Origin of the sequence: Methanomethylovorans sp., assembly GCF_041305605.1 — an archaeon.
Lineage (GTDB): Archaea > Halobacteriota > Methanosarcinia > Methanosarcinales > Methanosarcinaceae > Methanomethylovorans.
In genome coordinates, this window is record NZ_JBFYLB010000041.1 from 1 (window position 1) to 10,685 (window position 10,685).

Sequence of the window (10,685 nt, forward strand, 5' to 3'; positions counted from 1 at the left end):
CACATTTGTCGCGTTGAACCTGCTTTTCTGGATAGATCGCCTGCAGTTCATACAACTCAGCGTATCCGGAGTGATATTTATACTCTTTGTCCTTATGCTGATGACTGCAAAGGGGTTCCAGTGGTATTTCCTTTCAAAAGACGATGTGGACTAATAAAGCAGTAGAGGTGTTGCATGCAGACAAGGATCAAAGAGTTCAGAGCACGATACGATCTTACACAGGAGGATCTGGCAAAAAAAGTAGGTGTGCGCAGGGAGACAATAGGTTTTCTGGAAAAGGGAAAATATAACCCATCCCTGAAACTTGCCTACAAGGTAGCAAAATGCCTGAACTCTACGTTAGACGAGCTTTTTATATTCGATGACAGTGACCTCTAAAATGAGAGATATGGAAACAAGAGCAAAAGTCTGGATCACAGAAGACGGAAAACCCGTAATAGGAGAAGGTAAAGTTGCCCTTCTCAAGGCTATAGATGAAGAAGGGTCACTACGCAAAGCCTGCACCAAAGTAGGCGTTTCCTACAAGCATGCATGGCTGGTACTCAATAAAATGAGCGAACGTTTGGGTGAAGATGTGGTAGTGACAACAAGGGGAGGAAAACAACAGGGAACCTTTCTCACTGACGCTGGCCGCAAACTCATAAGGGAATACGATATGAACAAGCAACTGCTCAATGATACAATGCACGATGAGACATTCAGAGAGGACCTTGGATTACATCTTTCTGCACGCAACAGGATACCTGCAAAGGTGATTGAAGTAGAAAAGGGAGACCTAGCCTCAAGAGTAAAATTGTCCATAGAAGCTGCATTGCTCAGTTCACTTATTACCACCGAGGCAGTTGAAAAGCTGGATATAAAAGAAGGTGACGAGGTCTTTGCAGTGATCAAGTCTACTGAAGTGCTTATTGGTAAAAGGGCAGTGAAGAAGGATTAAGTCTTTTGTACCTTCTACCTGTCTTTTCTCTTAAAACATCGATCAATGACCTGTCAGTTACACTTTTTTCGGACCATGCCGTAGGCCATGAGAGGAAGCAGCATAAGTGCAAATACAAGCTGAATGTATGGTGGTACAATATCCCCACCACTTCCTACAATTGCAGCTGCCTGGATCCCAAGGCCAAGATATATAGAATCCAGCAGCAGGCCGAAGCCTATGGAACATACTGCTATCATGCCAACATAGATAATTGCAGTTCTTTTTCCGAGAAACTTCACTACCATAGTAATGGTTGCAGCGTTCGTCGCCGGTCCTGCAAGGAGGAACACAAAAGCTGTCCCTGGACTCATACCCTTAGCAACCAGTGCAGCAGCAAGGGGTGTAGAGGTGGTTGCACAGATGTAGAGAGGTATGCCTATGAGAAGCATTATCAGCATCGAATATATGCCACCTCCAAGATAGGAACCTATAATCTCTTCGGGTATTAAGTATGCAATAATACCTGCAAGTACGGTTCCTATTATCAGCCATTTTGAAATATCTCCAAGAAGGTCTACAAACGCATACTTTATACCAGCTGCTATTTTGGAAACTGTATTCATATTACCATCGGAAGAACATGCGCCGCCTGAGCAGGAACATCCACATCCCTGGGTGACAGGAGCCTGCATCATAACAAGGGGTTTGCTTAAAAGATTCTTCTTATCAGCTCCCGATGAAAAGTTTTCAACTATGCCTGCTGCAATAGCTGTGAACAACGTAGCTAAGGGCCTGAATACAGTCATGATCGGATCAAGCAAAGCATAGGTAATTGCAATGGAATCAACTCCTGTTTCAGGTGTAGAGATCATGAAAGATAGCGTAGCTCCTTTTGTTGCACCCCTTTTCTTGAGGGATAGAGCAGTAGGCACTACACCACAGGAACATAGGGGCAGTGGTAATCCCATGAGAGAAGCATTGATCACAGACCTTACTTTTCCTGCTGATTCTCCCAGATAGGAGAGCACTTTCTCGTCCGGCACCAGCACATGCAGTATACCTGCGATCAAAAATCCCAGGAAAAGATAAGGAGACATTTCCAGGAAAAGTGACCACGATTCAAATGAAATGCCATAGAGGATCTGTAGAACAGATGCTTCAGATATCAGGGTTCCATCTCCTTTGCATGTTGCTGGCACATATCGACCAACACACTAACGTGCTCATCGGCCAGATGATAGACCGTAAATCTTCCTTCTCTTTTTGTCCTCACGAGATCTAGCTGACGCAGGGTACGTAAACTATGAGAAATAGCCGATTGGGATTGTCCCAGTGCATTTTCAATATCAGTTACACACAGAGGACCCTGCTGCAAAAGTAAGAGAATTTGCAGACGTGTTGTGCATTGCAGTGCACCAAAAGTCTGGCATATGTGGTTCAGCACTTGTTCAGAGGGCAGCCCATGAATCATAGCTTTAATAGCTGCTTCATCCATGCATGAATGGGACATGTGCATGAACATATGAACAATGGTTCATATAATTAACCGTCAAATCTGAAGATAGAAGAACAAAGTCACAATAGATGCCACTATGAAAAGAGATAACCAATCCTCTTTGTGCATCTTCAGTTCGAACATGGATGTCCGATGTATGCCCTGATAACATCGGCTTTCCATAGCCATTGCCAGATCCTCCGTCATACGCAATGTATTGCGGATCATAGGTATCGCCATGGAGGGAATAGTCTTCAAAGGATTGTGGCGCAGGTCCATACCTCTGGAAACCTGTGCCTCTGCCGTTTGCTCCAGAGTCCCATGCAGCAAGGGCACAAAACGCATTGAAATCGACATCATGATAGCAATGTCATACGATGAAATACCCAGGAGAGAAAGAGGCAGTGGGCGCAGCATCCGTTCTATCCCCAAAGTAAGGAGAGAAGGAAGTGTGGTTGAAACAAGTAACGAAGCGAAGAGGACAAGAAGAATAAATCGCGAAGTAACAAGCCCTCCTTTCCAGAGTCCTTCAGAACTTATGCCTACTGGCCCCATGGAGAATATTCTCTCACCCTCTGAGAATATGGCCTGTACTGAGAAGATGAAAATGAAGAACAACAGCATGGGGCGAAGAGAGTTTAAATGATGACGTATTCCCAATTGTGCAAGCAGTGCAGATATAATAAAGATACTTGATAACAAAACCATATCCTGAAAACTGGATGCCCTCAGTACAATGATGCTAAAGAGCATTACTGAAACCAGTTTAGTTCGGGGATCCAGCCTATGAAGAAATGATGTTCCCGGAATGTAGGAAAAGAACAGTTCATTCATGTGCGTTACCCATCCTTTTGATACGCATTATTTCCTGAAAAGCCTCTTCAACATCGAATACGCCATCATCCACATCGACCCCACATCTGCGTAACTCTTTCATCAACAATGGAATATCGGGAAGTTGTGAAGGCGTTGATAAGAAATATTCTTTAAGAGTACCTTCGAAAGATATATTGCCCCTTTCCATAAAAACCATCCTCGTGGCCAAGGGTAACACATGATGCAGATTATGAGTTATCATTACTACAGTTATCCCGCCTGTAAGAACTTGTTCCAATGCCTTGAATAATTCGGTTCTTCCTTTGGGATCAAGTCCTGTAGAGGGTTCATCAAGAACGATGTATTTTGGGCTTGCAGCAATGATACCTGCAAGAGCTACCAATCTCATGTGTCCATTACTTAAACTAAAAGGGGACTTTGAAGCGATCTTCTCATCCAGCCCCACAAGTTTCAAGGATTCGCTTACTTTTGAACGCAGTTCTTGACCGGAGATTCCAAAGTTCGATGGTGCAAAAGCAACATCCTCAAACACGGTCCTTCCAAAAAGTTGCTGCTGAGGAAATTGAAAAAGCATGCCTACAAGTTTTCTGGCCTGGACAGAAGCAGCATTATGTCCATCCACAGTAACTTTTCCCGAAAAGGGCTTTAAAAGGCCGTTGAAATGTTTTATCAGAGTGGATTTTCCTGAACCTACTTCACCCATAATGACCAGAAATTCGCCTTCTTCTATATTCAGACTCACTCTGTCAAGCACCATTGACTCTAACTGGGTGTTCCTTGCATAGGAGAAGCTGACATTTTCTACAATAATCGGCATATTTCCTCCGCCAGAGCAAGTGGAGATAATACATGGCCATTCAGGCGAATAACACCTGTATCTTCAAGTCTCAGTGCAAGATTTAGTAAAGGAGTTAACTCGAAGAGATCATGGCCCTCACCGAGTTCCCTGATAACGGCAAGTGGTGCACCATCAGCTACGATCTTACCCTTATCCATTACCAGAATGCGATCTGCAACCAGCATTTCTTCCGGCCGATGAGTAATGTAAAGCAATCCTATTCCTTTGTTTTTGAGAGAAAGCATCATATTGAGCACTTCGGTACATGATCGCGAGTCCAGCATGGAAGTCACTTCGTCCAGTACAAGGAACCTGGAACCCATGGCTAATGCTCCTGCTATGGCTGCTTTTTGCTTCTGGCCACCGCTCAAGGAGCCTGGAGAAGCATATATATATTTTTCCATACCAGTTAGTTCTAATGCTTCCGAAACCAATCTTTTGATCTCCATAGATGGAAGAGCCAGGTTTTCCAATCCAAAGGCAATATCTTCTTCTAGTGTGCTGCCAATGAACTGCACGTTGGGGTCCTGAAAAACCATACCAACGGCCTGTCTTATTTTCCAGAGATTGGAAGAGTCTCGTGTATCCATACCCATTACTTCCACAGAACCCTCTGTGGGTCTTAAGAGGCCGTTCAAATGCCTGGACAGAGTAGACTTACCACATCCATTGGGACCCACTAAGGCTACAAATTCACCCATTTTCAGCTCAAGTTCAATGGAATCAAGTACATTTGTTCCATCCGGATAGCTGTATGAAAGAGTTCTAACGGAGATCACGTTCTTATACCTCGTATCGCGCAGCTATGAACGCAGCAAGTAACAATGTTACCAGGTCACCTACAATAAATGGGAGCACTCCTGCAACCATTGTTTGCCGGAATGATAGATTCGCTACAGACATCAACCAGAGGGCACCTAAAGCATAGATTATACATAATCCTGTGACCATGAATAAAGTATTTTTCAGTACAGAACTCCGGGAAAATGATTCTGAAAGCTTACCCGTAATAAATGCTGCAAATATGAACCCTATTAGATAGCCACCAGTCGGACCAAAAAGTACTCCAGGGCCAGAAGCACCTCCTGCAAATACAGGAAATCCTGCTATGCCCAGCAGAAGGTACACGATCATGCTGATTGTTCCCCATCGACTACCCAACATGGAGCCTGCAAGCAGTACGAAGAATACCTGCATAGTCACCGGAACAGGTGTAAGGGGCAGAGGGATCTTCATATATGCTCCAACTGCTATCAGAGATGCAAAAAGGGCAGCAAAAACCATCCTTTTTAGATCACGACTAGAGTTTTCAGTATCAATAGAGATATTGTAAACCATATTTGTGAAACTGGTTTACAATGGATTTAAAGATTATCATTCAAAAATGCATGAGAAATGAGAAAAAGAAGACCGAAAAAACATCGGCCATAGTAGATTGTTCTTGAAGAAAAGAAAAGGGCTTAATCGCCCATTTCTGCACCGGCGCCTGGCATTCCGGCTCCGGCTGCCTTGCTCTTCCCGGAAGATGCAACAACATCATCGATCCTGAGAATCATAACAGCAGCTTCAGTAGCTGAGTTTATGGCCTGGGTCTTAACCCTCAGTGGCTCAATGACGTTCTCTTCCCACATATCAACGATCTTGCCGGTATAGACATTCACACCTGCTCTCTTGTTACCCTTCTCATGCTGGGAACGCATCTCAACAAGTATGTCTATCGGATCAAGTCCGCCATTCTCTGCAAGAGTTTGCGGAATGACCTCCAATGCATCTGCAAATCCGTTTACTGCAAGCTGTTCCCTACCTTTGAGGGTTGAAGCGTACTGCCTGAGCTTCAGTGCAAGTTCTACTTCAGGTGCACCTCCGCCTGCCACTACCTTCCCATCTTCCAGGGAGACACCTACGACCCTCAATGCATCATTGAGTGCACGCTTGAGGCTATCTACTATGTGAGTGGTTCCCCCATGAAGAACAAGGGATGCAATCTTCGAATTCTTAAAGCCCATCACAAAGGTCATCTTGGTGCCTTTGATCTCTCGTTCTTCGACATAGTCTGCATAACCAAGGTCCTCGACAAGGATCTCTGTGTCGTCCTGGACGATAGTAGCACCTGTTGCCCTGGCGAGCTTTTCCATATCGCTCTTCTTGATCCTTCTGCATGCATAGATGCCTGCCTTCTCCAGATAATACTGGGCCAGGTCATCGATACCTTTCTGACAGAATACTACATTTGCACCGGTCTTGATGATGTTGTCGACCTTTGCCTTGACCATTCTCTCTTCCTGGTCCACGAACAACTGCATCTGTTCAGGAGATGTGATCTTTATCTCAGCATCCTTCTCGATCTTGTTGAATTCGATGGCAAAGCTTGTCAGCATGACCTTGGCATTGTCGATCCTTTGTGGCATGTTGGGTCTGACACGGTCCTTGTCTATTACAAGACCCTGGACCAGTTCCGTGTCCTTAATGCTCCCTCCTTCACGCTTCTCGATAGTGATATCTTCTATGTCGACCTTGTAGCCGGACTCTGTCTTCTCGGCCACTGAAAGCACTGCATCGACTGCTAACTCAGACAGGAAGTCCTTGTATTCTCCCGCACCCTTGCCTGTAAGGGCAGTAGAAGCGATCTTCTTCAGCGCCACCCTGTCCTCAGGTAAAACATCAATGGTGATAGTAGCCAGGATCTCTTCACATTTTGTAGCAGCATGACGGTATCCACTTGTGATAACCGTGGGGTGGACGCCCTTGTTGATCAATTCTTCTGCCTTTGTGAGCAATTCACCTGTGAGCACTGCTGCTGTGGTAGTTCCATCTCCCACTTCATCATCCTGGGTCTTGGACACTTCCACTACCATCTTGGCAGCTGGGTGCTCAATATCCATCTCTTTAAGAATGGTGGCTCCATCATTGGTGATAACGATATCACCCAGGGAGTCCACAAGCATCTTGTCCATGCCTTTGGGACCCAGTGTACTCCTCACTGCATTTGCCACAGCCTTTCCTGCAAGGATATTGATGCTCTGAGCATCTCTACCCCTGGTCCTCTGATTCCTGTTACCTGAATAGTATGCTGGTTGTCCAGCCATTCGTGCTGCCAAATCATTAACCTCCTCATATAGTGTTGGATAATTGAACGATCAATTTGAACATTGAAGTGCCTTTATCGAATATGTTCAACACTCGATAGTTGAATCTAGATGCAAGCAGTTCTATATAAAGATAACCAGCGCAATCTAAAAAGAGATATGGAGCTTACACAGAGTAAAAAAATTAAGACCCAAGCTCCATTTCGGATGGCGAAGATGCCTAAATAGATAATTTTTTTATATAATTAATGATAGCACAGTAAACGTGCTCCTTGTAGCAGGCAGGATCAGGGATACTAAATATAGCTAATCCTCCTGCATTCCACGCCACATTAGAGATGATGCTCTTCTGCTCCATGTCATCGACCATCTGCTTCACCTTGGAGAGATCTTCGGCAACCTCTCTCCAGTCCCCCGGATGAACTGTGGAGGGAGCCTGTTTAAGATTAAGTTCAAGCTGCTGCAGGGCAAACTGATATGTGTGCAACCATTGAATATCGTCTTTTTCTACCTTGGCCTTCCCAAGTCTTGCATCCTGAACAAGTTGCTTGATAAGTAATCCAATGTCTGAAGACTTGAAATTCCGGCTGTCCAACTTATCTATGAACACTTGCATTTCTTCCATTACAATCCACCTACTATAGAAAAGATGGTGGTAAAAGCACATAAGAGTTTCTCACATTCATGTTTTTTGTACAGTAGATGTCGATGGAAGGAAAATATAAATATGACTTTGGTCATTTATGACTCCGGTCATATTTTGTAGAATTTATCACTAATGAAAAAGGATAACATGTCCCTTCGTGAAAAAAAGAAGATCGAAACAAAGAACAGGATCTTTGAGGTATCCGGGAAGTTGTTCAAAACAAAAGGTTTCGAAAATACCACGATCGACGAGGTAACAAAAGAAGCCGGGATCGCTAAAGGTACTTTTTTTAATTATTTCCCAACTAAAGAAGCACTTATCTTTTACTTCGCAGAACAAAAAGCTGAATTTATCTATGACTTGACAGAAAATGAAGATATAAAGCATCTTCCTACCAAAGAAAGGATCAAGAAGTTCCTTGTAGCACTGGCTGAGAGCTACGAAAAGGACAAGGACCTCACAAAATTGCTGTTCATTGAATATAGAAGATATATAGAGAGGTCCAAACCTGTGCTTGATAAGGAAAGAAGTCCGCATTATCGACTCACCAAAGTGCTTCTGGACATTCTTCAGGAAGGAATAGAAAAGAGAGATGTCAAAGAGAGTATTGAAATAACAATGGCAGCTGAGACCCTGAACGCAGTGTATTTTCACACTTTAATGGTGTGGCTGAAATCTGAGAACGACATCTCTTTTTCAAGAGACATATCTGCAAAGATCGATCTGTTATTCGAGGGCATAGGAGATTGATTAGAATGGTAGCTATAGAGGTTGAACACCTAACTAAAGAGTTTAACGGCTTTGTTGCTGTTGATCACATTTCATTCAGTATAAAAAATGGAGAAGTATTTGGCTTGCTTGGACCTAACGGAGCAGGCAAAACAACAACCATGTCCATGCTTTCAACGATGCTGAAACCAACTTCCGGCAAAGCATTCGTCAATAGTTTTGATATATTGAAAAAAGAAGATGATGTAAGGAAATCCATTGGTATTGTTTTTCAGGACCAGAGCCTTGATGAAGAACTTACTGCCTATGAAAATATGGATTTTCATGGAAGACTTTACCGCATCCCAAAAAGTACAAGGGAAAAAAAGATCACGGAACTTTTGAAGCTTGTGGAACTTGAAGACAAAAAGGACAATCTCGTAAAAACGTATTCCGGAGGAATGAGGAGACGTCTGGAAATAGCAAGAGGACTGTTGCATGAACCCAAGATACTATTCCTGGATGAGCCAACCCTTGGCCTTGATCCCCAAACTAGAAACCATCTCTGGAACTATATTGACAAACTGAACAAAGAAAAAGGAATCACGATCATTCTCACTACCCACTATATGGAAGAGGCAGACAAGCTTTGTGACCGGATAGCAATAATTGATAAGGGAAAGATTATCGCATTGGATACGTCTGACAGACTCAAAGAAAGCATCGGAGGAGATGTGATCGAAATAAGATCATCTGAAAAGGAAAAGCTCCATACGATGATCAAAACTTTTTCCTGGGTAAAACATGTGGATGTACATAACGATTCTGTTACTATTAACCTTCAAAATGCAGAGAAACATGTTGCAGAGATAGTAAATATCGCATCAGAGAATGGAATTTATATAGAGTCCATCTCCATCCATAAGCCTACTCTTGAGGATGTCTTTTTACATTACACCGGCAGGACCATGAGAGAAGAGGAAGCCAGCAGTAAGGATCGTATGCGCATGATGCAAAGATCAATGAGGAGATAAGAATGGACATCGTATATACTATCTGGTTAAGAAATGTGAAGCGTTACCTTCGTTCCAAAAGCAGGATAGTAGGCAGTTTAGGCATGCCCGTCTTCTTTTTGCTTGTGCTCGGATTCGGCCTTAATTCCGTCGTCAGCCTTCCCGGCATGAGCCACGGATATATAGGATTTATCATTCCGGGCATTATTTCCATGAGCGTCCTGTTCACTTCAGTTTTCTCAGGCATACAAATAATATGGGACAAGCAATTCGGGTTCTTAAAGGAAACATTAGTTGCACCAGTGTCCAGAATGGAGATCATGCTAGGACAAACTGTAGGAGGAGCTACAACTTCTTTGACCCAGGGAATCATAATACTCGTCATTTCGCTGTTCCTGGGACTTAAGATTACCAACATCCCGGGATTTGCCATAGCAATTCTATTCATGGTATTGATAGGGCTTTCTTTTACTGCATTTGGCATTGCCATTGCTTCCAGAATGGAGGATATGCATGGATTCCAACTTATAATGAACTTTGTTGTATTCCCCATATTCGGACTTTCAGGAGCACTATTCCCCATAGACAGCCTGCCATCCTGGTTAAGAACCCTTACCATGCTGGACCCGCTGACATATGGAGTAGAAGGAATAAGATACGGCCTATTAGGAACTTCCCAGATTGACCCGACATTAAGCTTTGTGGTGCTTACAGGCTTCACAGCATTTATGATAATCTTTGGAGCCTACCTGTTCCGGAAGATCAGCATCTGAGGATCATTGAAGATGCTTAGATGAAGATGTGAGAATATCGTCACAATGGTTTTTCAGCAAGGCTGCTGCTAAAGAACATGCATAAATAAATACATAAATAAATTTCCAGCCATGTCCCTATCTGAATTTTATTCGTGGAACATGGCAGGTATATTTGTCTAATTAGATCTCTGCCGGGACAGGTTCTGATTCCGTAAATGATTCGTGTTTTACACCCAGTCTACTTTCATGCTGAGAATAGAACCACAGAGGTATGAAAAGACATAGGACGAAAAAGCCTATTCCTGTAGTGTTCCACCCAAGCTCTAGACTGTTGAGGTATATGATACCTATAAGGAAAAAGGGAATGTTCAGGATAGCTGTGGCAAGT

At 43.4% G+C, this 10,685-nt stretch carries 13 protein-coding genes and 1 pseudogene; 5 read left to right on the forward strand and 9 right to left on the reverse strand.

Annotated features, from left to right (window positions below):
* Positions 1-174 precede the first annotated feature (174 nt).
* Positions 175-378, forward strand: a complete 204-nt coding sequence (locus tag ACCM36_RS02785) for a helix-turn-helix transcriptional regulator (protein ID WP_370572203.1) — start codon at positions 175-177, stop codon at positions 376-378.
* Position 379: 1 nt separating this feature from the next.
* Positions 380-937, forward strand: a complete 558-nt coding sequence (locus ACCM36_RS02790) for a TOBE domain-containing protein (protein WP_370572204.1) — start codon at positions 380-382, stop codon at positions 935-937.
* 53 nt (positions 938-990) lie between these two features.
* Here the strand turns inward: ACCM36_RS02790 and ACCM36_RS02795 are convergent, their stop codons facing one another.
* The 8 genes from ACCM36_RS02795 to ACCM36_RS02830 form a co-directional block, all read right to left on the reverse strand.
* The gene (locus ACCM36_RS02795; protein ID WP_370572214.1) at positions 991-2,061 is read right to left on the reverse strand and encodes an SO_0444 family Cu/Zn efflux transporter; all 1,071 of its coding nucleotides are present in this window, start codon (positions 2,059-2,061) and stop codon (positions 991-993) included.
* Positions 2,062-2,084: 23 nt separating this feature from the next.
* The gene (locus tag ACCM36_RS02800) at positions 2,085-2,429 is read right to left on the reverse strand and encodes an ArsR/SmtB family transcription factor (protein ID WP_370572205.1); all 345 of its coding nucleotides are present in this window, start codon (positions 2,427-2,429) and stop codon (positions 2,085-2,087) included.
* Between the two features lie 39 nt (positions 2,430-2,468).
* The gene (locus ACCM36_RS02805) at positions 2,469-3,248 is read right to left on the reverse strand and encodes an energy-coupling factor transporter transmembrane protein EcfT (RefSeq protein ID WP_370572206.1); all 780 of its coding nucleotides are present in this window, start codon (positions 3,246-3,248) and stop codon (positions 2,469-2,471) included.
* A complete protein-coding gene (locus ACCM36_RS02810) occupies positions 3,241-4,068 on the reverse strand; it encodes an ATP-binding cassette domain-containing protein (RefSeq protein ID WP_370572207.1) in 828 nt (275 codons plus the stop codon). Before ACCM36_RS02810 ends, ACCM36_RS02805 begins: the two co-directional genes overlap by 8 nt.
* A complete protein-coding gene (locus ACCM36_RS02815; RefSeq protein WP_370572208.1) occupies positions 4,053-4,868 on the reverse strand; it encodes an ATP-binding cassette domain-containing protein in 816 nt (271 codons plus the stop codon). The genes ACCM36_RS02810 and ACCM36_RS02815 overlap by 16 nt, the downstream gene beginning before the upstream one ends.
* Before the next feature lie 4 nt (positions 4,869-4,872).
* Positions 4,873-5,427: a biotin transporter BioY gene (locus tag ACCM36_RS02820; protein ID WP_370572209.1), complete on the reverse strand. Its 555-nt coding sequence runs from the start codon at positions 5,425-5,427 to the stop codon at positions 4,873-4,875.
* 122 nt (positions 5,428-5,549) lie between these two features.
* The gene (gene thsA / locus ACCM36_RS02825) at positions 5,550-7,175 is read right to left on the reverse strand and encodes a thermosome subunit alpha (RefSeq protein ID WP_370572215.1); all 1,626 of its coding nucleotides are present in this window, start codon (positions 7,173-7,175) and stop codon (positions 5,550-5,552) included.
* A 220-nt stretch (positions 7,176-7,395) separates the two neighbouring features.
* Entirely contained in the window at positions 7,396-7,800 is a 405-nt protein-coding gene (locus ACCM36_RS02830; protein WP_370572210.1) for a hypothetical protein, read from the reverse strand.
* Between the two features lie 153 nt (positions 7,801-7,953).
* On the opposite strand from ACCM36_RS02830, the gene ACCM36_RS02835 reads away from it, so the two are divergent.
* Genes ACCM36_RS02835 through ACCM36_RS02845 form a run of 3 tightly spaced genes read left to right on the forward strand, consistent with a single transcriptional unit; the run spans position 7,954 to position 10,315 of the window.
* Positions 7,954-8,571, forward strand: coding sequence for a TetR/AcrR family transcriptional regulator (locus ACCM36_RS02835; RefSeq protein ID WP_370572211.1), 618 nt, complete (start codon positions 7,954-7,956; stop codon positions 8,569-8,571).
* A gap of 5 nt (positions 8,572-8,576) precedes the next feature.
* Entirely contained in the window at positions 8,577-9,563 is a 987-nt protein-coding gene (locus ACCM36_RS02840) for an ATP-binding cassette domain-containing protein (protein WP_370572212.1), read from the forward strand.
* Positions 9,564-9,565: 2 nt separating this feature from the next.
* On the forward strand, positions 9,566-10,315 hold the full coding sequence (locus tag ACCM36_RS02845; protein ID WP_370572213.1) for an ABC transporter permease: 750 nt from the start codon (positions 9,566-9,568) through the stop codon (positions 10,313-10,315).
* Positions 10,316-10,477: 162 nt separating this feature from the next.
* Here the strand turns inward: ACCM36_RS02845 and ACCM36_RS02850 are convergent.
* Positions 10,478-10,685: pseudogene (locus ACCM36_RS02850) on the reverse strand (hypothetical protein); the annotation flags it as partial.

Excerpts from the sequence above, each read along its gene's own strand:
- ACCM36_RS02785 (WP_370572203.1), top strand. The coding sequence starts at position 175 with ATGCAGACAAGGATCAAAGAGTTCAGAGCACGATACGATCTTACACAG.
- ACCM36_RS02790 (WP_370572204.1), top strand. The coding sequence starts at position 380 with ATGAGAGATATGGAAACAAGAGCAAAAGTCTGGATCACAGAAGACGGA.
- ACCM36_RS02800 (WP_370572205.1), bottom strand. The coding sequence starts at position 2,429 with ATGTCCCATTCATGCATGGATGAAGCAGCTATTAAAGCTATGATTCAT.
- ACCM36_RS02805 (WP_370572206.1), bottom strand. The coding sequence starts at position 3,248 with ATGAATGAACTGTTCTTTTCCTACATTCCGGGAACATCATTTCTTCAT.
- ACCM36_RS02810 (WP_370572207.1), bottom strand. The coding sequence starts at position 4,068 with ATGCCGATTATTGTAGAAAATGTCAGCTTCTCCTATGCAAGGAACACC.
- ACCM36_RS02820 (WP_370572209.1), bottom strand. The coding sequence starts at position 5,427 with ATGGTTTACAATATCTCTATTGATACTGAAAACTCTAGTCGTGATCTA.
- thsA (WP_370572215.1), bottom strand. The coding sequence starts at position 7,175 with ATGGCTGGACAACCAGCATACTATTCAGGTAACAGGAATCAGAGGACC.
- ACCM36_RS02830 (WP_370572210.1), bottom strand. The coding sequence starts at position 7,800 with ATGGAAGAAATGCAAGTGTTCATAGATAAGTTGGACAGCCGGAATTTC.
- ACCM36_RS02835 (WP_370572211.1), top strand. The coding sequence starts at position 7,954 with ATGAAAAAGGATAACATGTCCCTTCGTGAAAAAAAGAAGATCGAAACA.
- ACCM36_RS02840 (WP_370572212.1), top strand. The coding sequence starts at position 8,577 with ATGGTAGCTATAGAGGTTGAACACCTAACTAAAGAGTTTAACGGCTTT.
- ACCM36_RS02845 (WP_370572213.1), top strand. The coding sequence starts at position 9,566 with ATGGACATCGTATATACTATCTGGTTAAGAAATGTGAAGCGTTACCTT.